The sequence below is a fragment of the Pseudomonas aeruginosa genome (assembly GCF_001457615.1).
GTDB classification, from domain to species: Bacteria; Pseudomonadota; Gammaproteobacteria; order Pseudomonadales; family Pseudomonadaceae; genus Pseudomonas; species Pseudomonas aeruginosa.
Map to the genome: position 1 here is coordinate 6,032,874 of NZ_LN831024.1, position 22,059 is coordinate 6,054,932.

22 protein-coding genes and 1 pseudogene are annotated in these 22,059 nt (G+C 66.2%); 11 read left to right on the forward strand and 12 right to left on the reverse strand.

Annotated elements, in window-relative coordinates; genetic code table 11:
- Nucleotides 1–5: 5 nt before the first annotated feature.
- Nucleotides 6–1,499, reverse strand: a complete 1,494-nt coding sequence (locus AT700_RS27650; RefSeq protein WP_003098285.1) for an aldehyde dehydrogenase — start codon at nt 1,497–1,499, stop codon at nt 6–8.
- A 229-nt stretch (nt 1,500–1,728) separates the two neighbouring features.
- Here AT700_RS27650 and AT700_RS27655 point away from each other — a divergent pair, with 229 nt between their 5' ends.
- Together AT700_RS27655 and AT700_RS27660 are read left to right on the forward strand one after the other, a co-directional pair.
- The gene (locus AT700_RS27655) at nt 1,729–3,063 is read left to right on the forward strand and encodes an aspartate aminotransferase family protein (RefSeq protein ID WP_004352308.1); all 1,335 of its coding nucleotides are present in this window, start codon (nt 1,729–1,731) and stop codon (nt 3,061–3,063) included.
- 66 nt (nt 3,064–3,129) lie between these two features.
- Entirely contained in the window at nt 3,130–3,492 is a 363-nt protein-coding gene (locus tag AT700_RS27660; protein WP_003096551.1) for a cupin domain-containing protein, read from the forward strand.
- Nucleotides 3,493–3,624: 132 nt separating this feature from the next.
- On the opposite strand, the gene rpmG is transcribed toward AT700_RS27660, so the two are convergent.
- Nucleotides 3,625–3,780 (reverse strand): 50S ribosomal protein L33, encoded by a 156-nt coding sequence (rpmG, locus tag AT700_RS27665; RefSeq protein WP_003096555.1) that lies wholly within the window; start codon nt 3,778–3,780, stop codon nt 3,625–3,627.
- Between the two features lie 11 nt (nt 3,781–3,791).
- Entirely contained in the window at nt 3,792–4,028 is a 237-nt protein-coding gene (gene rpmB / locus AT700_RS27670) for a 50S ribosomal protein L28 (protein ID WP_003096556.1), read from the reverse strand.
- 354 nt (nt 4,029–4,382) lie between these two features.
- Between rpmB and AT700_RS27675 the strand changes: the two genes are divergently transcribed.
- Both AT700_RS27675 and AT700_RS27680 read left to right on the forward strand, forming a co-directional pair.
- Nucleotides 4,383–5,963, forward strand: coding sequence for an ABC transporter substrate-binding protein (locus AT700_RS27675; protein WP_003098288.1), 1,581 nt, complete (start codon nt 4,383–4,385; stop codon nt 5,961–5,963).
- A gap of 25 nt (nt 5,964–5,988) precedes the next feature.
- On the forward strand, nt 5,989–6,537 hold the full coding sequence (locus AT700_RS27680) for a hypothetical protein (RefSeq protein WP_003098290.1): 549 nt from the start codon (nt 5,989–5,991) through the stop codon (nt 6,535–6,537).
- Between the two features lie 16 nt (nt 6,538–6,553).
- On the opposite strand, the gene radC is transcribed toward AT700_RS27680, so the two are convergent.
- The gene (radC, locus tag AT700_RS27685) at nt 6,554–7,228 is read right to left on the reverse strand and encodes a RadC family protein (protein WP_003096559.1); all 675 of its coding nucleotides are present in this window, start codon (nt 7,226–7,228) and stop codon (nt 6,554–6,556) included.
- Between the two features lie 139 nt (nt 7,229–7,367).
- Here radC and coaBC point away from each other — a divergent pair, with 139 nt between their 5' ends.
- The 4 genes and pseudogenes from coaBC (at nt 7,368) to argB (ending at nt 12,603) form a co-directional block, all read left to right on the forward strand.
- Complete coding sequence (gene coaBC, locus AT700_RS27690; protein WP_003114358.1) at nt 7,368–8,576, forward strand: bifunctional phosphopantothenoylcysteine decarboxylase/phosphopantothenate--cysteine ligase CoaBC; 1,209 nt, start codon at nt 7,368–7,370, stop codon at nt 8,574–8,576.
- Nucleotides 8,577–8,583: 7 nt separating this feature from the next.
- Nucleotides 8,584–9,039, forward strand: a complete 456-nt coding sequence (gene dut, locus AT700_RS27695) for a dUTP diphosphatase (protein ID WP_003098293.1) — start codon at nt 8,584–8,586, stop codon at nt 9,037–9,039.
- A 36-nt stretch (nt 9,040–9,075) separates the two neighbouring features.
- Nucleotides 9,076–11,681 (forward strand): annotated as a pseudogene (locus tag AT700_RS30520) (phosphomannomutase/phosphoglucomutase).
- 16 nt (nt 11,682–11,697) lie between these two features.
- Nucleotides 11,698–12,603, forward strand: coding sequence for an acetylglutamate kinase (gene argB, locus AT700_RS27710; protein ID WP_003096572.1), 906 nt, complete (start codon nt 11,698–11,700; stop codon nt 12,601–12,603).
- A 44-nt stretch (nt 12,604–12,647) separates the two neighbouring features.
- On the opposite strand, the gene sphR is transcribed toward argB, so the two are convergent.
- Nucleotides 12,648–13,718, reverse strand: coding sequence for an AraC family transcriptional regulator SphR (gene sphR / locus AT700_RS27715; protein WP_003114360.1), 1,071 nt, complete (start codon nt 13,716–13,718; stop codon nt 12,648–12,650).
- Between the two features lie 224 nt (nt 13,719–13,942).
- Here sphR and AT700_RS27720 point away from each other — a divergent pair, with 224 nt between their 5' ends.
- Complete coding sequence (locus tag AT700_RS27720; protein ID WP_003114361.1) at nt 13,943–14,893, forward strand: SphA family protein; 951 nt, start codon at nt 13,943–13,945, stop codon at nt 14,891–14,893.
- Nucleotides 14,894–14,963: 70 nt separating this feature from the next.
- On the opposite strand, the gene AT700_RS27725 is transcribed toward AT700_RS27720, so the two are convergent.
- The 3 genes from AT700_RS27725 to AT700_RS27735 all read right to left on the reverse strand — a co-directional run bounded on the left by AT700_RS27725 (nt 14,964) and on the right by AT700_RS27735 (nt 18,050).
- On the reverse strand, nt 14,964–16,172 hold the full coding sequence (locus AT700_RS27725; RefSeq protein ID WP_003146627.1) for a DSD1 family PLP-dependent enzyme: 1,209 nt from the start codon (nt 16,170–16,172) through the stop codon (nt 14,964–14,966).
- An 82-nt stretch (nt 16,173–16,254) separates the two neighbouring features.
- Entirely contained in the window at nt 16,255–17,583 is a 1,329-nt protein-coding gene (locus tag AT700_RS27730) for a D-arabinono-1,4-lactone oxidase (RefSeq protein ID WP_003117162.1), read from the reverse strand.
- A gap of 77 nt (nt 17,584–17,660) precedes the next feature.
- Nucleotides 17,661–18,050: a c-type cytochrome gene (locus AT700_RS27735; protein WP_003098306.1), complete on the reverse strand. Its 390-nt coding sequence runs from the start codon at nt 18,048–18,050 to the stop codon at nt 17,661–17,663.
- A 173-nt stretch (nt 18,051–18,223) separates the two neighbouring features.
- On the opposite strand from AT700_RS27735, the gene AT700_RS27740 reads away from it, so the two are divergent.
- Nucleotides 18,224–18,688: an acyl-CoA thioesterase gene (locus tag AT700_RS27740; protein ID WP_003098308.1), complete on the forward strand. Its 465-nt coding sequence runs from the start codon at nt 18,224–18,226 to the stop codon at nt 18,686–18,688.
- Here the strand turns inward: AT700_RS27740 and AT700_RS27745 are convergent.
- Nucleotides 18,668–19,285: a hypothetical protein gene (locus tag AT700_RS27745; RefSeq protein ID WP_003161150.1), complete on the reverse strand. Its 618-nt coding sequence runs from the start codon at nt 19,283–19,285 to the stop codon at nt 18,668–18,670. The genes AT700_RS27740 and AT700_RS27745 overlap by 21 nt on opposite strands.
- 20 nt (nt 19,286–19,305) lie before the next feature.
- Entirely contained in the window at nt 19,306–19,947 is a 642-nt protein-coding gene (gene pyrE / locus AT700_RS27750) for an orotate phosphoribosyltransferase (RefSeq protein ID WP_004352299.1), read from the reverse strand.
- 80 nt (nt 19,948–20,027) lie between these two features.
- On the opposite strand from pyrE, the gene AT700_RS27755 reads away from it, so the two are divergent.
- Entirely contained in the window at nt 20,028–20,807 is a 780-nt protein-coding gene (locus tag AT700_RS27755; RefSeq protein WP_003098313.1) for an exodeoxyribonuclease III, read from the forward strand.
- Between the two features lie 58 nt (nt 20,808–20,865).
- Here the strand turns inward: AT700_RS27755 and AT700_RS27760 are convergent, their stop codons facing one another.
- Both AT700_RS27760 and rph read right to left on the reverse strand, forming a co-directional pair.
- Complete coding sequence (locus AT700_RS27760) at nt 20,866–21,237, reverse strand: DUF4870 domain-containing protein (protein WP_003096590.1); 372 nt, start codon at nt 21,235–21,237, stop codon at nt 20,866–20,868.
- 46 nt (nt 21,238–21,283) lie between these two features.
- The gene (gene rph, locus AT700_RS27765) at nt 21,284–22,003 is read right to left on the reverse strand and encodes a ribonuclease PH (protein ID WP_003096595.1); all 720 of its coding nucleotides are present in this window, start codon (nt 22,001–22,003) and stop codon (nt 21,284–21,286) included.
- Nucleotides 22,004–22,059: the final 56 nt, after the last annotated feature.

A 22,059-nucleotide genomic window follows, 5' to 3' on the forward strand; every position in this document is an offset into this window, starting at 1 on the left:
GGCGATCAGAGCTTGATCCAGGTCGCCTTCAGCTCGGTGTACTTGTCGAAGGCGTGCAGCGACTTGTCGCGACCGTTGCCCGACTGCTTGAAGCCGCCGAACGGAGCGGTCATGTCGCCGCCGTCGTACTGGTTGACCCAGACGCTGCCGGCGCGCAGGGCCTTGGCAGTCAGGTGCGCCTTGGACAGGTTGCTGGTCCAGACCGCCGCCGCCAGCCCATAGGGCGTGTCGTTGGCGATGCGCACGGCTTCCTCGGCATCCTCGAACTCGATCACCGAGAGCACCGGGCCGAAGATTTCCTCGCGGGCGATCTTCATCGCATTGGTCACGCCGTCGAAGATAGTCGGCTCGACGTAGGTGCCACCAGTTTCTTCCAGGGTCCGCTTGCCGCCGGCGACCAGCTTGGCGCCGTCGTTGTGACCGGCCTCGATGTAGGACAGCACGGTGTTCATCTGCTGGGTGTCCACCAGCGCGCCGACGTTGGTTTCCGGATCCAGCGGGTTGCCCGGTTTCCAGCCCTTGAGGGCCTCGATCACCAGGGGCAGGAACTTGTCCTTGATGGAGCGCTCCACCAGCAGGCGCGAACCGGCGGTGCAGACTTCGCCCTGGTTGAAGGCGATGGCGCCGGCAGCGGCTTCGGCGGCGGCCTTCAGGTCCGGGGCGTCGGCGAATACGATGTTCGGGCTCTTGCCGCCGGCCTCCAGCCAGACGCGCTTCATGTTCGACTCGCCGGCATAGACCATCAGTTGCTTGGCGATCTTGGTCGAACCGGTGAACACCAGGGTGTCGACATCCATGTGCAATGCCAGCGCCTTGCCTACCGTGTGGCCATAGCCCGGCAGCACGTTGAACACGCCTTTCGGAATGCCGGCCTCGACGGCCAGCTGGGCGATGCGGATGGCGGTCAGCGGCGACTTCTCGGAGGGCTTGAGGATCACCGAGTTGCCGGTGGCCAGGGCCGGACCGAGTTTCCAGCAGGACATCAGCAGCGGGAAGTTCCACGGCACGATGGCGGCGACCACGCCGACCGGCTCGCGGGTCACCAGGCCCAGCTCGGCATGGGGAGTGGCGGCGACTTCGTCATAGATCTTGTCGATCGCCTCGGCGCTCCAGCGCAGGCTGTTGGCGGCGCTGGCGACGTCGATGTGCAGCGAGTCGCTGATCGGCTTGCCCATGTCCAGGGTTTCCAGCAGGGCCAGCTCCTCGGCGTTCTCCAGCAGCAGATCGGCGAAGCGGATCATCGTCTGCTTGCGCTTGGCCGGCGCCAGGCGCGACCAGGCGCCGGAATCGAAGGCATTGCGGGCGACCTTGACCGCCTGCTCGGCATCGGCCAGGTCGCAACTGGCGACCTTGGCCAGGAAGCGGCCATCCACCGGGCTCAGGCAATCGAAGGTCTCGCCGGAGGCGGCGTTGCTGTATTCGCCGTTGACGAAGGCACGGCCTTCGATCTTCAGGTCTTTGGCGCGGGCTTCCCAGTCGGCGCGGGTCAGGGTGGTCATGACAACGTGTCCTCTTATTGGTGTTCTGGGCGCCTGGGAGACAGGCGCGCTGTCAGATTCTGCAAGGCGGGCGCGCAGCCCGTGGTGTCCGCCACCCTAAACCAGAGCAGCGTCTGTTTTCAATATATTTGACAGGGACCCCTCTAACTCCCTTGTCACGTTCATTATTTTAAACATAGACTCGCCCGGACTAGCGTCTTCATCCCTCGCGTGCAACCTGGGTGGCCCTATGACAATGAATAACGAGCCGCAGTCGAGCAGCCTCGACAACTTCTGGATGCCCTTCACCGCCAACCGCCAGTTCAAGGCGCGGCCGCGCCTGCTGGAAAGCGCCGAAGGCATCCACTATATCGCCCAGGGCGGGCGCCGCATCCTCGACGGCACCGCCGGCCTCTGGTGCTGCAATGCCGGCCACGGCCGGCGCGAGATCAGCGAAGCGGTGGCCCGGCAGATCGCCACCCTCGACTACGCCCCGCCGTTCCAGATGGGTCACCCGCTGCCGTTCGAACTCGCCGCGCGGCTGGCGGAAATCGCCCCGCCGAGCCTGAACAAAGTGTTCTTCACCAACTCCGGCTCGGAATCGGCGGACACCGCGCTGAAGATCGCCCTTGCCTACCAGCGCGCCATCGGCCAGGGCACCCGCACCCGCCTGATCGGCCGCGAACTGGGCTACCACGGGGTCGGCTTCGGCGGCCTGTCGGTAGGCGGTATGGTCAACAACCGCAAGGCCTTCTCCGCCAACCTGCTGCCGGGGGTCGACCACCTGCCGCACACCCTGGACGTCGCCCGCAACGCCTTCACCGTCGGCCTGCCCGAGCATGGCGTGGAAAAGGCCGAGGAGCTGGAACGCCTGGTGACCCTGCACGGCGCCGAGAATATCGCCGCGGTGATCGTCGAGCCGATGTCCGGCTCGGCCGGCGTGGTGCTGCCGCCCAAGGGCTACCTTCAGCGGCTGCGCGAGATAACCCGCAAGCATGGCATCCTGCTGATCTTCGACGAAGTGATCACCGGTTTCGGCCGCGTCGGCGAAGCCTTCGCCGCGCAGCGCTGGGGCGTCGTCCCGGACCTGCTGACCTGCGCCAAGGGGCTGACCAACGGCAGCATCCCGATGGGCGCCGTATTCGTCGACGAGAAGATCCATGCTGCCTTCATGCAAGGCCCGCAGGGCGCCATCGAGTTCTTCCACGGCTATACCTATTCCGGCCATCCGGTAGCCTGCGCCGCCGCCCTGGCGACCCTGGACATCTACCGTCGCGACGACCTGTTCCAGCGGGCCGTCGAACTGGAAGGCTACTGGCAGGACGCGCTGTTCAGCCTGCGCGACCTGCCCAACGTGGTCGACATCCGCGCCGTAGGCCTGGTCGGCGGCGTGCAACTGGCGCCGCACGCGGACGGCCCCGGCAAGCGCGGCTACGACGTCTTCGAGCGCTGCTTCTGGGAGCACGACCTGATGGTCCGGGTGACCGGCGACATCATCGCCATGTCGCCGCCGCTGATCATCGACAAGCCCCACATCGACCAGATCGTCGAGCGCCTGGCCCAGGCCATCCGCGCCAGCGTCTGATCCAGGCGGGCGGCTGGCGCCGCCCTGCCCCCCAACTGGCCAGAACCACAAGAACCGAGAGTCAGCATGAACATCGAACAGATCGTCGACTTCGCCCAGGCCAACAGCGCCCCGGAGCACTACAGCCCGGCGCCGGAGAAAATCCTCAAGGGCGACCCGAAACAGAGCGTGCGCAACCACTATGGCAGCCCCTGCGGGCAGTTCAACGCCGGTATCTGGGAAGGCGCCGTGGGCCAGTGGACGGTGAACTACACCGAACACGAGTACTGCGAGATCATCCAGGGCGTCTCGGTGCTGCGCGACCGGCACGGCAACGCCAAGACCGTGCGCGCCGGCGACCGCTTCGTGATCCCTGCCGGCTTCCAGGGCACCTGGGAAGTGCTCGAAGCCTGTCGCAAGGTGTATGTGATCTTCGAAGCCAAGGCCTGAGCCCCGGCTTCATTCAGAATGCTTGTTACCCTTGCCCGCCACCTGGCGGGCTTTTTTGTGCGCGGCCCGGGGTTCGTACGCCGGAAATGAAAAAGCCCGCCAGGGGCGGGCTTTCGCAAGGTGCCGGATCAATTACTTGATCTTGGCTTCCTTGTAGATCACGTGCTGACGAACAACCGGATCGTACTTCTTGATCTCGATCTTCTCAGGCTTGGTACGCTTGTTCTTGTCGGTGGTGTAGAAGTGGCCGGTACCGGCGCTGGACACCAGACGAATCAATTCACGCATGATTCAGCTCCTTAGAATTTTTCGCCGCGGGCACGCAGGTCAGCCAGGACGGCCTCGATGCCACGCTTGTCGATGATACGCATGCCCTTGGCGGAAACGCGCAGACGTACGAAGCGCTTCTCGGACTCGACCCAGAAACGGTGGTGCTGCAGGTTCGGCAGGAAACGGCGGCGGGTTTTGTTGTGTGCGTGGGAAATGTTATTCCCGGTAACCGGACCCTTACCGGTTACTTGACAGACTCTAGACATGCCTCAGCCCTCTATAACCTCATGCCCAACCCGGCATGGGTTGGCTGCTTTAACTCAAGTTCGATACTCAGTTTCACCGGGGTCTTACCCGCTGCATCCCGACGAAGGAGAGCGTGGCCCCAGAAAAGAGCGCAGCTTTATATCAGAAAGGCGCCCCGCGCCGCAAGGGTGAAGACCATGGCGCAGCCGCGGCCCGCCTCACTGCGGGCTTCGCACCGCGGCCGTTCGTCGCCTTGCCTCGTTGTCGCTGCCCGCCGCATGGTCTAGGGTAGCGATTCAAGGTCGCCAACGGCCTTGCATGACTGCGCCCAACCGCTGCGGATGGGCATGTTAACCGTTCGAATGGAGCCCGTCATGCGCCTCGCCGCTTTCTCCCTGTTCCTCGCCCCCCTGCTGCTCGCCCAGCCCGCCGCCGCTGCCGCCTTGAGCGTGTGCACCGAAGCCAGCCCCGAGGGCTTCGACGTGGTCCAGTACAACTCGCTGACCACCACCAACGCCTCGGCCGATGTGCTGATGAATCGCCTGGTCGAGTTCGACGCCGGCAAGGGGACGGTGGTGCCCTCGCTGGCCGAGCGCTGGTCGGTGTCCGACGACGGCCTGAGCTATCGCTTCGACCTGCGCCAGGGTGTGCACTTCCACAGCACCGCCTACTTCAAGCCGAGCCGTACGCTCGACGCCGACGACGTGGTGTTCAGCTTCCAGCGCATGCTCGATCCGGCCAATCCCTGGCACAAGGTGGCGCAGAACGGCTTCCCGCACGCCCAGTCGATGCAACTGCCGGAGCTGATCAAGCGGGTGGAGAAAAGCGGCGACCACCAGGTGCTGTTCGTTCTCGACCACCCCGACGCGACCTTCCTGCCGATGCTGAGCATGGGCTTCGCCTCCATCTATTCGGCGGAATACGCCGACCAGTTGATGAAGGCCGGAACCCCGGAAAAGCTCAACGCCGAGCCGATCGGCAGCGGCCCGTTCGTGTTCAAGCGCTTCCAGAAGGACGCGGTGGTGCGCTACGCCGCCAACCCCGAGTACTTCGCCGGCAAGCCGGCGGTCGACGCGCTGATCTTCGCCATCACCCCGGACGCCAACGTGCGCCTGCAGAAGTTGCGCCGCGGCGAATGCCAGATCGCCCTGTCGCCGAAGCCGCTGGACGTGGAGAGCGCGCGCAAGGACGCCAGCCTGAAGGTCGAGCAGACGCCGGCCTTCATGACCGCCTTCGTCGCCCTCAATACCCAGCATCCGCCGCTGGACGATCCCAAGGTGCGCCAGGCGATCAACCTGGCCTTCGACCGCACCAGCTACCTGCAGGCGGTATTCGAAGGCAGCGCCAGTGCCGCCACCGGCATCTATCCGCCGAACACCTGGAGCTATGCCAGGGATATTCCCGCCTACCCGCACGCCCCCGAACAGGCGCGCAAGCTGCTGGCCGGCAAGCAGCTTCCCGAGCTGAACATCTGGACCCGCCCGTCCGGCAGCCTGCTCAACCCCAACCCGAGCCTCGGCGCCCAACTGCTCCAGGCCGACCTGGCGGAGGCCGGGATCAAGGCCAACATCCGCGTCATCGAATGGGGCGAGTTGATCCGTCGCGCCAAGAACGGCGAACACGACCTGCTGTTCATGGGTTGGGCAGGCGACAACGGCGATCCGGACAACTTCCTCACTCCGCAATTCAGCTGCGCCAGCGTCAAGTCGGGGCTCAACTTCGCGCGCTATTGCGACCCCGGCCTGGACAAGCTGATTGCCGACGGCAAGGCCGCCAGCAGCCAGGAACAACGCACCGGTCTGTACCACCAGGCGCAGAAACTGATCCACGAACAGGCGCTCTGGCTGCCCCTGGCCCACCCGACCGCCTTCGCCCTTACCCGCCAGGAGGTGCAGGGCTACCAGGTCAATCCGTTCGGTCGCCAGGATTTCTCTCGGGTCGCCGTGAAACGCTGAAGGCCACGCCCGGGAGAACCCAGCGATGGATCTCGACCGTCTCTACCTGCCGCATTGGCAGTTCAGCGAACACCACCAGCGGCTGATCGACGCGCCGGCCGCAGCGGTACTCGACGCGGTGGAAGACCTGCTGCGCTTCGACGACCCGCTGGTGCGCGCCTTCCTCGTCCTGCGCGAAGCGCCGGGAAGGCTGGCCGGCCTGCTGGGCCGGCGCAACGACCTGGCCGGCCGCCCACGCTTCGGCCTGCATGAGTTCACCCGCCTGGAGCGCCGCGCCGACCAGGCCATCGCCTACGGCCTGGTCGGCCGCTTCTGGCGCGCCGACTTCGCCCTGGAACGCATCGCGGACGGCGAGCATTTCCGCTGCTACGACCAGCCCGGAGTGGCCAAGCTCGTGCTGTGTTTCCGTTGCACGCCCAGCGCCAGCGGTACCCTGCTGCACACGGAAACCCGGGTGTTCTGCCCTGATCGCGCCAGCCGCCTGCGCTTCACCCCCTACTGGTTGGCGATCCGCCCGGTCAGCGGGCTGATCCGCCGGCGCCTGCTGGCGGGCATCGAGCGGCGCCTGGGCTGAGCCCTTCGTCGAACGCTCACAGCCAACCGTATTCGGCCAGCGACAGCGGCTCGCCGTCGCCGATGATGAAGTGGTCGAGCACCCGCACGTCGATGAGCGCCAAGGCTTCCTTGAGGCGCGCAGTGAGCTGGCGGTCGGCGAGACTCGGACGGGCGTCGCCGGAGGGGTGGTTATGGGTCAGGATCAGCGCCGCCGCGTTGTGCGCCAGGGTGCGCTTGACCACCTGGCGCGGGTAGACGCTGGCGCCATCGATGCTGCCCTGGAACAGCACCTCGAACGCCAGGACCCGGTGCCTCGTGTCGAGGAACAGGCAGGCGAACACCTCGTGCTGCTCGTGGCGCAGGCGCGCCTTGAGATAGTCGCGCACCGCCTGCGGGCTCTCCAGTATCGAATCGCGACGCAGGCGCTCGGCCAGGTGGCGCCGGCCCATCTCCAGCACGGCCTGCAATTGCGCATACTTGGCCACGCCGAGCCCGAGATGGCCGCAGAACGAGGCGAGGTCCGCCTCGAGCAGGGCACGCAGCCCGCCGAACTCGCTCAACAGCCGCCGCGACAGCTCGACCGCACTGCAACCGGTCACTCCCGTGCGCAGGAAGATCGCCAACAGCTCGGCATCGGAAAGGGCCGCCGCGCCCTGCTCCAGAAGCTTCTCCCGAGGCCGTTCGGCTTCGGGCCAATCGCGGATGCTCATTCGCTTTCCCCATCGAGCCCGCCCGCTGTTCCCGTGCGGACGCTGTGCTATCTTAGCCCATCCTTTTTGCGCGGCAGACGACCTGGGGAGGCGCGTTTGCCGAAGCGCATGTCATCCATTTCCTTATTAAGGCAAGCCTATGCAGCGGCTCTATCGGAAACGCATCGTCCTCGGCGTGGGCGGCGGCATTGCCGCCTACAAGAGCGCCGAACTGGTCCGCCGCCTGCGCGACCAGGGCGCTGAAGTCCGAGTGGTGATGACCCAGGGCGGCCGCGAGTTCATCACGCCCCTGACCCTCCAGGCGTTGTCCGGCCATCCGGTGCATACCGATCTGCTGGACCCGGCGGCGGAAGCCGCGATGGGCCACATCGAACTGGCCCGCTGGGCCGATCTGGTGCTGATCGCACCGGCTACCGCCGACCTCATGGCGCGCCTGGTCCAGGGCGTGGCCAACGACCTGCTGACCACCCTGGTGCTGGCCACCGACGCGCAAATCGCCCTGGCACCGGCGATGAACCAGGCCATGTGGCGCGACACCGCGACCCAGGCCAACGCCGAGCTGCTGCGCCAGCGCGGCTTCCACCTGTTCGGTCCGGCAGCGGGCAGCCAGGCCTGCGGCGACGTCGGCCTCGGACGCATGCTCGAAGCCGAGGAACTGGCGCAGCGCGCCGCCGACTGCTTCCAGCGCCAGGCGCTGACCGGCGTGCATGTGCTGATCACCGCCGGCCCGACCCAGGAAAACATCGACCCGGTGCGCTACATCACCAACCACAGTTCCGGAAAGATGGGCTTCGCCCTCGCCGAGGCGGCGGTGGAAGCCGGCGCACGGGTGACCCTGGTCACCGGCCCGGTGCACCTGCCCACGCCCGACCGGGTGCAGCGCGTCGACGTGGTCAGCGCCCGCGACATGCTGGCCGCCTGCGAGGCGGCGATGCCCTGCGACCTGCTGATCGCCTCCGCAGCGGTCGCCGACTACCGCCCGGAAGTGGTCGCCGCGCACAAACTGAAGAAAGACCCTACCAGCGGCGAGGGCTTGCTCTTGCAGCTGGTGCGCAATCCCGACATTCTCGCCACCCTCGCACAGCGCGAGGATCGTCCCTTCAGCGTGGGCTTCGCCGCAGAAACCGAAAACCTGCTGGACTATGCTGCACGCAAGCTGAAGGACAAGAACCTCGACCTGATCGTCGCCAACGACGTGGCCAACCCCTCGATCGGCTTCAACAGCGACGAGAACGCGATCACGGTGATCGACCGCGACCTGCATCCGAGCACCTTCGCCCAGACCAGCAAGGGCAAGATCGCTCGCCAGCTGGTCGCCTTCATCGCCGACCGCCTCAACCAGCAATGAGTTACTGATGCACTCTCTCCAAGCCAAGATCCTCGACCCCCGCCTGGGCTCCGACTTCCCGCTCCCGCAGTACGCCACGCCGGGCTCGGCCGGCCTGGACCTGCGCGCCATGCTCAAGGAAGACAGCGTCCTCGGCCCGGGCCAGACCCTGCTGATTCCCACCGGCCTGTCCATCTACATCGCCGATCCCGGCCTCGCCGCCCTGGTCCTGCCGCGCTCCGGCCTGGGGCACAAGCACGGCATCGTGCTGGGCAACCTGGTCGGCCTGATCGACTCGGACTACCAGGGCGAGCTGATGGTGTCGTGCTGGAACCGCGGCGAGTCGCCGTTCACCATCGCCGTCGGCGAGCGCATCGCGCAGTTGGTACTGGTGCCGGTGGTGCAGGCGCATTTCGAGCTGGTCGAAGCGTTCGACGAAAGCCAGCGCGGCGCCGGCGGCTTCGGCCATTCCGGCAGCCACTGACCCCGAACACAGGACGAGACGCCGAGGAGACGCGGCATGAAGCTTTTCCAGCGCACCGCCAAGGATGGGAACGAGTTGGGCGACCTGCTCGAACCGGAAAAGAAGCCGCGCAAGGCAGCGTCCGAACGCGCTGACGGCAAGGACCTGCTGCCCGGCATAGGCGCCAGCCTACTGGGCGTGGCGGCCGCCGGCGCCCTGCTCTGGTTCGGCGTCTTCGGCGGCGCCGGTGAGGCGCAGCAGCGCCAGTTGGACGCGGCCTGGGCCGAAGGCCAGGCCGGCGCCTTGCGCCAGGCCTTGCAGCAACTCGCCGCCGACACCCGCGCCGCCGCGGCCAGCCCCTCGCCCTCGAAGCCCTGCAAAGCGGCGACGCCACCCGCATCGAGGCCGCCCAGCGCAGCCTGCTGGCCTGGGACGGCGTGGTCGATGCCCACCTGAACGCGCCCGGCCAGGCCGCCCAGGACAACGACAGCCCCGGCCCGGTCAGCTTCGCCGCCCTGGATATCCTGCACCGGGTGGAAAGTGGCCAGAACGTCGCCGCCGAAGCCTACAAGGTCGGCCAGCGCTGGCTGCTGTACAGCGCCGCGCCGGTGCGCGGCGCCGACCAGAGCCTGCAAGGCACGCTGCTGCTGGCGGTCGACCTGCAACGGCTGCTGCGCGCCCTGCCGCCCTTGCCGGGCGATGCCGGCCAGGTACAACTGGTCCAGCAGTTCTCCGGCGCACCGGCCCAGGTGCTGCTGCAACGCGGTACGCCGGCGCCGGGCAAGGGTGCGCAAGCGCTGGACAGCGGCAATCCGAACTGGAAACTGAACTACACGCCCGGCAGCGTCGCTTCGACCCAGGCCTCGCCGCTGCTGCTGGCACTCGCGGCGCTGCTGGCGCTGCTCGGCGGCATCCTCGGCACCTACCTCACCCGTTCGTCGCTGTTGCGCCGCCTGCATCAGGATGTCCTGACCCTCGGTCAGTATCTTCAGGAACTCGGCGGGCAACGCACTGCCAAACCCCCTGTGCCTAGCCTGCCGGGCTTCGCCCCGCTGATCCAGGCATTGGCCCGCCAGCCGCGGCGCAAGCCGGAGCCGACCAGCGTGCCCAGCCCTGCCAAGGCAGCGCCGGTGGCGCCGGTGGCGGTGGCGAAAGCGCCTCCTCGCGAGGAGCCGGCATTGGCAGATCCGTTGTTCCAGAACACCGACATTCTGGATATCGACATTCTCGATGAAGACCAGGACCTCCTGGGATTGGAGCAAACCCCCATCATGAGCACTGCAAAAGCACCGACGCTGCCCGCCAGCATCTTCCGCGCCTACGACATCCGTGGCGTGGTAGGCGATACCCTCACCGCCGAGACCGCCTACTGGATCGGTCGCGCCATCGGCTCGGAAAGCCTCGCCCGCGGCGAACCGTGCGTCGCTGTCGGCCGCGATGGCCGCCTGTCCGGTCCCGAGCTGGTCAAGCAGCTGATCCAGGGCCTGGTGGACTGCGGTTGCCAGGTCAGCGACGTGGGCATGGTGCCTACCCCGGTGCTGTACTACGCGGCCAACGTGCTCGAGGGCAAGTCCGGGGTGATGCTGACCGGCAGCCACAACCCGCCGGACTACAACGGCTTCAAGATCGTGGTCGCCGGCGAGACCCTGGCCAACGAGCAGATCCAGGCCCTGCGCGAGCGCATCGAGAAAAACGACCTGGCATCCGGCGTCGGCAGCGTAGAGCAGGTCGACATCCTGCCGCGCTACTTCAAGCAGATCCGCGACGACATCGCCATGGCCAAGCCGATGAAGGTGGTGGTCGACTGCGGCAACGGCGTGGCCGGGGTGATCGCCCCGCAGTTGATCGAGGCCCTGGGCTGCAGCGTGATCCCGCTGTACTGCGAGGTCGACGGCAACTTCCCGAACCACCATCCGGACCCGGGCAAGCCGGAGAACCTGAAGGACCTGATCGCCAAGGTCAAGGCCGAGAACGCCGACCTGGGCCTGGCCTTCGACGGCGACGGCGATCGCGTCGGCGTGGTCACCAATACCGGTACCATCATCTATCCGGACCGTCTGCTGATGCTGTTCGCCAAGGACGTGGTCTCGCGCAACCCGGGGGCCGACATCATCTTCGACGTCAAGTGCACCCGCCGTCTGATCGCCCTGATCAGCGGCTACGGCGGCCGTCCGGTGATGTGGAAGACCGGCCACTCGCTGATCAAGAAGAAGATGAAGGAAACCGGCGCCCTGCTGGCTGGCGAGATGAGCGGCCACGTGTTCTTCAAGGAGCGCTGGTTCGGCTTCGACGATGGCATCTACAGCGCCGCCCGCCTGCTGGAAATCCTCAGCCAGGATCAGCGTGACAGCGAGCACGTGTTCTCGGCCTTCCCGAGCGACATTTCCACCCCGGAAATCAACATCACCGTCACCGAGGACAGCAAGTTCGCCATCATCGAGGCGCTGCAACGCGACGCCCAATGGGGCGAAGGCAACATCACCACCCTCGACGGCGTGCGGGTCGACTACCCCAAAGGCTGGGGCCTGGTACGCGCCTCCAACACCACTCCCGTGCTGGTCCTGCGCTTCGAAGCGGACACCGAGGAAGAGCTGGAGCGCATCAAGACCGTCTTCCGTAACCAACTGAAGGCAGTGGATTCCTCGCTGCCCGTGCCCTTCTGACATGTCGGAGCTCCCCATGACCCTGAGTCGCGATGACGCCGCCCAGGTTGCCAAGGTCCTTTCCGAGGCCCTGCCCTACATTCGCCGCTTCGTCGGCAAGACGCTGGTGATCAAGTACGGCGGCAACGCCATGGAGAGCGAGGAGCTGAAGGCCGGCTTCGCCCGCGACGTGGTGCTGATGAAAGCGGTCGGCATCAACCCGGTGGTGGTGCATGGCGGCGGCCCGCAGATCGGAGACCTGCTCAAGCGCCTGTCGATCGAGAGCCACTTCATCGACGGCATGCGCGTCACCGACGCGGCGACCATGGACGTGGTGGAGATGGTCCTCGGCGGCCAGGTGAACAAGGACATCGTCAACCTGATCAACCGCCACGGCGGCAGCGCCATCGGCCTGACCGGCAAGGACGCCGAGCTGATCCGCGCGAAGAAGCTCACCGTGACCCGCCAGACCCCGGAGATGACCAAGCCGGAGATCATCGACATCGGCCACGTGGGCGAAGTCACCGGGGTCAACGTCGGGCTGCTGAACATGCTGGTCAAGGGCGACTTCATTCCGGTGATCGCGCCGATCGGCGTGGGCAGCAACGGCGAGTCCTACAACATCAATGCCGACCTGGTGGCCGGCAAGGTGGCGGAAGCGCTGAAGGCCGAGAAACTGATGCTGCTGACCAACATCGCCGGCCTGATGGACAAGCAGGGCCAGGTGCTGACCGGGCTGTCCACCGAACAGGTCAACGAGCTGATCGCCGACGGCACCATCTACGGCGGCATGCTGCCGAAGATCCGCTGCGCCCTGGAAGCGGTGCAGGGCGGCGTGACCAGCGCGCACATCATCGATGGCCGGGTGCCGAATGCCGTGCTGCTGGAAATCTTCACCGACAGCGGCGTCGGCACCCTGATCAGCAACCGCAAGCGTCACTGATCGCCCGCCACGGCGCGCTCCGGCGCGCCATGGCGGTTCCTCCATTAGCGTCGCGCGGCCAGCGTGAAGACCTGGTCCAACGGGCTCGTGCCCTCGCTACGGAAGGTCGCCGGGCTCACTCCCGTCCAGCGCTTGAACGCGCGCCTGAAACTGCGGATGTCACGGTATCCCACTTCCTCGGTGATGCGTTCGATGGACATCCCGGGGTTGCCCAGCAGGCTCATCGCCCGCCCTCGTCGCACCTGTTCCAGCAACGCCTCGAAGGTCAGCCCGTGTTCGGCCAGCCGGCGCCGCAGGGTGCGGCTGCTCATGTTCAGTTCGGCGGAAATCCTTTCGATCTGGCTGCCCAGGCTGAGGTCGCGGGCGATGGCCCGTTCCACCGCCTGGACCAGGTCGAGTTTCCGGTGCACCTGGGTGCTTTCCTGCTCCAGCAGGGCCAGCGCCTGGCGCAACGCCGGCAGGTTGTGGTTGGGCAGGCGCATGTCCAGCCAGTGGCTGGCGATCGCCATGCGGTTGTGCAGGCAGCCGAAGCGTACCTGGGGGCCCAGCAGGCGCAGGTACTCGCCCGCGTAGGGCGGAGCGGCATGGATGAGTTCGATGCCCAGCGGTTCGAACGCCGGGCTGACCAGGGCACGCCCATACACCAGCAGGCTGGCGAAGAACTCCTCGATGGCGAACACCTGCACCTCGCTGCTGGGCAGGTGGCATTCGACCTCGACGAAGAAGGTGTCGCCCTGCTGGTAGACGCTGGAGGTGACGATACCGCCCGAGCTGTGCTGGTAGCGCACGCCGATGTCGAACGCGTCGCGCAGGGTCCGGCACAGCGACAGCACATGGCCCAGCAGGCCAAGGGTGCCGAGCACGTTCTGGTGTCCGACCCACAGCCCCAGTCCCCGCTCCGGCAGGGCCTGGAGGGCACGCTGGATCATGCTCACGGCCTGGCGGTAGGAGATGCGCTGGGTAGGGTCCTGCAGGTCTTCGACGGTGAAGCCCAGGCCCCGGCACAGCCGCGCGGGATCGACACCATGGCCTTCGACCACCTCGGCCAGCGTCTGCAGCAGGAAGGTGGATACCTGGGCGAGTTCGTAGCGCGCATCGGCGGCATTGTTGTGCATGGGCGAAATCCTGAGCCGGTCTCGGCTTCGTTCTTGTTCTGGCGGTGGATCGCGACATGGGATGAGCGTCCCATCATATAGCGTTCCGCACAGATGTAACAAAGCATTGCGCAGTGTCCGCAAATCCCCCCCTCGCTGACCGTCAATGCCCTGCCTCGGCCTGCCGTTAGGGCTTATTCCTATGCCGTGCCCCGAGCCACGCCAACAATAATAAGAGCCCGCCCATGAACCCGATCCGCCCCCACAGGCCCCTGCGCCTGGCCGCCTGCGTCACCCTCGCCGTCAGCTGCTGCACCCACGCCAGCGAAGGCGGCGTGGACAACATTGGTCCAGGAACCGACGGTTTCTTCACCCTGCCACTGGACGTCGACAACCTCCCCGACCACATGTTCGCCTTCAACGTCTACTACAACCACTACGAAGCCAGGAAGCTGAACATCAGCTCCTTCGGCGGCAAGGTGTCCGACGTGAAGATCAGCTCGGATGCGATCATCCCTCGCCTGGACTACCTGAGCCCGCTGCGGATCTTCGGCGGGCGCCTGGGCGGCTACATCGCCCAGCCCTATCTCCGCCAACGGGTGGCCGCGTTCGGCCTGAGCGACGAACGGGAAAGCATGGGCGACACCACCTTCGCGCCGATCATCCTCTGGGACATGGGCAAGGACCTGACCCTGGCCGCCGCCGTGGAGGTCACCGTGCCCACCGGCAAGTACGATGCCGAGCGGCTGGCCAACACCAGCAACAACTTCTACACCTACAAGCCGCTGTTCTCCTTCACCTGGCTGCCCACCGAACGCACCGAGCTGTCGCTGAAGGCCACCTACAGCTTCAACATGGAAAACCACGACACCGACTATCGCTCGGGGCAGATCTTCCATTTCGACTATTCCGCCAGCTACCGGGTGACCGACAACCTGCGCCTCGGCCTGAACGGCTACTACCTCAAGCAGACCACCGACGACAAACAGAACGGCGAGACCGTACGGGTGTTCGGTTTCGGCGAGGAAGTCGACGACGGCGTACGCGGCCAGGTCTTCGCCATCGGCCCGGCCGTGCACCTGACCTTCCTCAAGTACGCCAGCGCGGAGATCCGCTGGGCCAAGGAATTCGACGTGGAGAACCGCCCCGAGGGCGACATGCTCTGGGCCAAGCTGACCATTCCGTTCGAACTCTGAGGCATCGGAACGAAGCGGCAGCCCGGTATCCGCGGGCTGCCGCCATCGACGAGGAAAAGCGCCAGGCGTCCTAGGCGTAAACCGGCCAGCGCTCGACGATCCGCCCGCCGCGCAGCGCCAGCAGGTCGCCGAATTGCAGCAGCACCGACTCGCTCTGGGTCGGCCGCAGGAAGACCTGGTCGTCCACCTCCAGGCCCACCGAAGGCGAGCCGTTGACCATTTCCTGGTTCGAGCTGCGCCCGTAGATGCCGTTGCTGCGCAGTCCCTCGGGCGAGGCGAAGTCGGCCATCCAGTTGCCGCCGTAGATGAAGAAGGTGCCGCGCTGGTTGGGGTCCCACCAGGAAAACAGCCGGGACTTGCCGTCCAGCGCCGGGATCTGCACCGCGCCGGTGCTCTTGAGTACCGGCGTGGCGATGTAGACGGCCGGCACATGCTCGGCCAGGGACGCCAGGTCGTAGTGGCTCGGCTTGAGCATGGCGGTGCCCACCGAGACCTCGCTGCTCAGCGTTTCCTTCTCGTGCATGCGATAGCTGGGGCTGCCGGCGGTATTCAGGGTCAGCTGTGGTGTCCACAGCGCGGCGAAGCGCTGGCGGGCGAAGTCGACATGTCCCTGGTAGAGCGCCATGACCTTGGCGAACAGCTCCTCGGGCGAACCGAGGATGCCCGGCACCCCCATTCCGACGAAGGGGTCGTAGCCCATGAAACCAGCGAACTCCAGGTACTGCGGATGCGCCGCGATCAGCGCCAGCAATTCGCCCAGCGCGGCCTGGTCGGCCACTCCGCCGCGATGCAGGCCGACGTCCAGTTCGATGTTGACGCGCATCCGGGTACCCAGCCCCTGGGCCAGCGCCAGGTACTGACGCAAGCGCTGCGGCGTATCGATCAGCCATTGCAGCTGCCGCGCCGGGTCGAACGCACCCTTGTGCTCGCGGTAGAACAGTTCCGCCGAACGCACCGGCAACGGCTTGCCGAGGAGGATGTCGGCATCCGCAAAAGCGACCGCGTCGTGGTTGAGGAACGGTTGGTGGAAGGACATCAGCCGCCGGGTGCCGGCGCGCCTGGCGATGTACGCCAGCAGGCCGGGCGAAGGCAGCGATTTCTCCACCAGCCGCAGATGCTTGCCGCCGCGGCGGACCGAACGCATCACCACATCGATGTTGTGGTCCAGGCGATCGAGGTCGATGAGCAGCACCGGGCACATCGGGCCATTGGCCTTGAGTTCGCGGTTCAGCGCGCGGAAATAGTCGTCGTACGGCCCGCCACGGTCGGCGGGACGCATCCAGGCGGCAGTTCCCGCCAGCAGCGCGCCGGCCCCGAGGCCGGCGAACATGAACTTGCGTCGATTCACGGCGTCGCTCCTTTCAGGTCACGCCCAGGATGGAAGAGAGGTGCGCATTGAGGAACCGCCCGCGGGGATCCAGCGCCTGGCGCACCTCGGCGAATGCCTTCCAGCGCGGATAGAGCCCCTGCAACTGGTGCGCGTTGAGGCCATGCAGCTTGCCCCAGTGCGGCCGCCCGGCGTATTTCCAGAAGATCGGTTCCACCGCGGCGAAGAAGTTGTGGTGGTCCATGCTGTAGTGCTGATGCACGGAAATGGAACAACTGTCGCGGCCCTCGAACATGCTCAGGGGAATGTCGTCGGCCTTCACGTAGCGGTACTCGATGGGAAACCAGGTGCGCAGGTCCTTGTCGCGGATCAGCGCGAGGATCTCCCGCAGGCAGGCGGGGCCATGCTCGGCGGGGACCGAGTACTCCATCTCGTTGAAGCGCACGTTGCGCACGTTGGCGTAGACCGCATAGGAATCGTCGACCCGCTCGTCGAAGCGGGCGAAATGGCGCAGGCTGTTGAGCAGGGTGCGGCGGGTCTCCGGGAAGTCGCTGAGGTACTTGTCGAGACCTTCGATCAGGCCGACGAACTCGTTGCCGCCTTCCTTCGCCGGGTCCAGGGGCGGGGTCTTCGGCTCGTCGGTCTCGTTGAGGGCGATCGACAGGGCGTAGTCGGAATGGGTCACCACCAGCATCTCCCAGTGCTGGTTCTCGCGCGTATTCTTCTCCACGTCTTCCAGCAATTCCTCGGTCCGGGCGATCCACTGCCGTTCACGCAGGCGGTAGGCCGCGCGGTTCTGCAGGCGCACCCGGGTCACGACGCCCAGCGCCCCCAGCGAGACCCGCGCGGCATCGAACACCTCCACGTTGCGCTTGGCGTCGCACTCGAGCACCTCGCCGCTCGCGGTGACCAGTTGCAGACCGCGAACCTGGGCGGAATAGGAACCGAAGCCGACCCCGGTGCCATGGGTGGAAGTAGCGATGGCGCCGGCCAGGGTCTGGTAATCGATATCGGCCATGTTCACCAACGCCTGGCCGATATCCTTGAGCGGAGCGCCCATCTGCGACATCGGCGTACCGCCGCCGAACTCGGCCTGGAGGGTCGCGCTGTCGTGGCTGAGCAAGCCGCTGAAGTAGGCGAGCGAGAGCAGGGTGCCGTCGGTCGGGACCAACGCGCTGAACGAATGCCCGGAGCCCACCGGGCGGATCCTGCCGGACGCCTGGCGGATGATCCGGACCAGTTCGTCGAGGTCTTTCGGTGCCTCCCGCGCCAGGGGCAGGCAGCTTTGCGCGCCGGACCAGTTGCGCCAGGGAATCAGGCGCGGTGCGCGGAGCAACTCCGCCAGCGCGGGGTTTCCCACCATGGCGGCGAACGCACCGAGCGCTCCCGCCCGTTGCAGGAGCTGGCGTCGCGACAGATGACTTGGCATGCCGGTATCCCCTATCGGTCCTGCGCTGCGGACATGAAATCGATCAAAGCCCGGAACTGTTCTTCCGAGCACTGCATGCACATGCCCATGGGTGGCATGCCCTTGTAGCCGTTGATGCTGTGGTCCAGCAGGGTGTCGATGCCCTGCGCCAGGCGTGGCGCCCAGGCAGCGGCATCGCCGGTCAGCGGCGCGCCGGAGGCGGGATTGGCGTGACAGAGCTTGCAACTGGCGGAATACACCTGCGCCAACGCAGGGTCCGCAGGGACACGCTGGGAATCGGCGGCCCGCGCCGGCGGCTCCGTGGATTCTCCGCAGGCCACCAGCATCAGGCCCAGGGCAAGCAGCAACCCCGGGCGGCAAAGGCGCGAGTTGCCCGGTCCGGGGCGGAGCGTGGACGACATGGTGTTCCTCTCTCGTTGCGCACGGCGTGCGTTCTCGTCGAACAACACTAAGGCCGCGACGCCCCGAGGATGAGGGCAATGCGGGCCAGCGACGGGGGGTTCTGCGGCCAGCCCTTTCGCACCGCGCGATGGCGGTCTAGAGTCGATGTCTGCAGCAGCGTCGAGGAGCCGGCATGAGCAGCGCAGCACAGCGCCAGAACTACACCTTCTTCCATTCCCTGCGGGTTCGCTGGGCGGAGGTCGATCCGCAGGGCATCGTCTTCAACGGCAACTACCTGACCTATCTCGACGTCGCCACCACCGAGTACTACCGCCAGCTCGGCATGTCCTACCCGGCCGACCTGCTGCGCGGCGGAGGCGACCTGTTCGCGGTGAAGAGCACCCTGGAATACCGCGCCCCGGCGCATTTCGACGACTGGCTGGACATCGGCACCCGCGTGGCGCGGCTGGGGCGCAGCAGCCTGGTTTTCGAGCTGGGCATCTGGCGCGACGAGCAGTTGCTCACCGTCGGCGAGCTGGTCTACGTCTATGCGGATGCGAACGAGCGACAGAGCCAGCCCCTGCCGGACTGGCTGCGCGAGAAGATCAGGGCGTTCGAGCGACAGTCGCCAGTGGAATCAGGGACTCACGCCGAGTAGCTGGGAGAGCCGCGCGCGGTCGGCGGCATAGGTTCTTTCCGCGTCTTCGCGGGCCTTCTGGAAACGCCCGATCTCGCCCTGCAGGCGCTTTTCCTCCTGCTTGAGATCGTCCAACTGGTCCACCAGCGCCTGCGCCACCGGACGTCCGGCACGCTCCTGGTTGGCCGCCTGGCCTTGCAGGTTGGCCTGTTGCAGCTTGAGCGACTGCAGGTTGCCGCGCGCCACGCTGCTCAGCCCGTCCAGTTCCGCCAGGCGCCGTTCGCGAGCGCGGTCGACGTCCTCGAGGCTGGAATACAGGCGCAGCAGCTGCGCATCGGAGCTGGCCTGGGCTTGGGCCGCCTTGCGCTGCCGCAGTTCCTCGGCGGTCGGCGCCGGCGGTACGGTGCGGATCACCCGGCCCTGGTCGTTGAGGACCTGGTAGCCCTTGCCGATGTACTGCGGCGGCACACCCTGGCGGTCGAGCACCACCACGCCCTTGTCGTTGACGTAGCGGTACAGCTCCACCGCTCCGCCCGGCGCCGCCTGGGCGCCGAAGGAAAGCCCCTGGAGCACCAGCCCCAGGGCCATCAGGCAACGCATTACATCCTGTCCGACCATGCCAGTCCCTTGTGAAAGGTTCAGATACCGTATTGGGCGCGATAGGCCTCTACCGCCGGCAGATGCTTCTTCAGTTCAGCATCTTCGGCAAGATATTCCAGCACCTGCTCCAGGGAAACGATGCTCACCACCGGCATGCCGAAGTCGCGCTCGACCTCCTGGATCGCCGACAGCTCGCCCTTGCCACGCTCCTGGCGGTTCAGCGCGATCAGCACGCCCGCGGCCCTGGCGCCCTGGGCGTCGATGATCTGCATCACTTCGCGGATCGCGGTGCCGGCGGTGATCACGTCGTCGATGATCAGCACCCGGCCGCTCAGCAGCGCGCCGACCAGCGTGCCGCCTTCGCCGTGGTCCTTGGCTTCCTTGCGGTTGAAGCACCAGGGCAGGTCGCGCTGGTGCTGCTCGGCGAGGGCCACCGCGGTGGTGGCGGCCAGGGGAATGCCCTTGTAGGCCGGGCCGAACAGGACGTCGAAGTCGATTCCGCTGTCGATCACCGCCTCGGCGTAGAAGCGTCCCAGGCGGGCCAGCGCCAGGCCGCTGTCGAACAGGCCGGCATTGAAGAAATAGGGGCTGGTGCGCCCGGACTTGAGGGTGAACTCACCGAAGCGCAGAACCCCGCGCTCGATGGCGAAACGAATGAAATCGCGCTGATACGCCTGCATGAATGACACCAAGCCGCATGAATTTAGCTAAACCGTTTGAGCTCGGGTATCATACACGCACGTGATTTTGGGGGCCATTTATGCGGATCATCAGTGTGAACGTGAATGGTATTCAGGCTGCGGCCGAGCGCGGTTTGCTCAGTTGGCTGCAAGCACAGAATGCCGACGTGATCTGCTTGCAGGACACCCGAGCCTCCGCCTTCGATCTGGATGACCCGTCCTTCCAACTGGACGGCTACTTCCTTTATGCCTGCGATGCCGAGCTACCCGAACAGGGCGGTGTCGCACTCTACAGCCGTTTGCAGCCCAAAGCTGTGATCAGCGGCTTAGGTTTCGAAACGGCCGATCGTTACGGGCGCTACCTGCAAGCCGACTTCGACAAGGTGAGTATCGCCACCCTGCTGCTGCCTTCCGGGCAGAGCGGAGACGAGAGCTTGAACCAGAAATTCAAGTTCATGGACGACTTCACCCATTACTTGAGCAAGCAGCGTCGCAAGCGCCGCGAATACATCTACTGCGGCTCGCTGTACGTCGCCCATCAGAAGATGGATGTGAAGAACTGGCGCGAATGTCAGCAGATGCCGGGCTTCCTCGCGCCCGAACGGGCCTGGCTGGACGAAGTGTTCGGCAACCTCGGCTATGCCGACGCCCTGCGCGAAGTCAGCCGCGAAGGCGACCAGTTCAGCTGGTGGCCGGACAGCGAACAGGCCGAGATGCTCAACCTCGGCTGGCGCTTCGACTACCAGGTGCTGACCCCCGGCCTACGCCGCTTCGTGCGCAACGCCAAGCTGCCGCGCCAGCCGCGCTTCTCCCAGCATGCGCCGCTGATCGTCGACTACGACTGGCAGTTGAGCATCTGAGCCCTGTCAGACACGAAAAAGCCGGCGCATGCGCCGGCTTTTCTATTTCCCGTGCGGCCTACTTGATCAGCCGCAGGCAGAACGGATAGCGATAGGCCTTGCCTTCGTTGGCCTTGATGCCGGCGATGATGGTCAACACCAGCGCCGCCAGGCAGACCAGGCCGAGCAGGAAGAAGCCGATCACCACCAGCATCAGCAGGAAGCTGACGAACATCGCCAGCGCCACGGTGATCTGGAAGTTCAGCGCTTCCTTGCCCTGGGCGTCGACGAACGGATCGCTCTCGCGCTTGAGTTGCCAGACGATCAGCGGCCCGAGCAGGCTGCCGAAGGGAAACACCAGGCCGATGAACGCCGCGAAATGGCAGAACATCGCCCATTGCCGGGCTTCCTGGCCGGGGGTCGCGGCGACCTCTTCGGATACATCGTTCATGTAGCGCTCCTTCTCCGGGGCCCGGCAGGCAGTGCCGGGCGTCTGCTCATTCGGCCAGCGCGGCGCGCTGAAGTTCGAACAGCTCCTGCATGCCCTGCTGGGCCAGTTCGAGCATGGCGTTCAGCTCGGCGGGACGGAACGGCGCGCCTTCGGCGGTTCCCTGCACCTCGATGAAGCCGCCGGCATCGGTCATCACTACGTTCAGGTCGGTTTCCGCGGCGGAATCCTCCAGGTAGTCCAGGTCGAGGACCGGCACGCCCTGGTAGATGCCCACGGAAACGGCGGCGACCATCTGCTTCAGCGGATTGCCCTTGAGCGCGCCACGCTTCTTCAGCACCGCCAGGGCGTCGATCAGCGCCACGGTGGCGCCGGTGATCGAGGCGGTGCGGGTGCCGCCGTCGGCCTGGATCACGTCGCAGTCGATGTACAGGGTGTTCTCGCCGAGCTTGCTGAGGTCCAGCGCCGCTCGCAGGGAGCGGCCGATCAGGCGCTGGATCTCCAGGGTACGACCGCCCTGCTTGCCGCGGCTGGCCTCGCGCTGGTTACGCTCGCCGGTGGAGCGCGGCAGCATGCCGTACTCGGCGGTCAGCCAACCCTGGCCCTGGCCCTTGAGGAAGCGCGGCACCCCGGACTCCGCGCTGACGGTGCAGATCACCTTGGTATCGCCGAACTCGACCAGCACCGAACCTTCTGCGTGCTTGGTGTAATGGCGGGTGATGCGGATCGGGCGCAGCTGGTCGGCGGCACGGCCACTGGGACGATTCATCGTGGATATCCTGTACTGAGAAAGCGGAATTGGCCGCCATTATAGAGGCCAGCCCG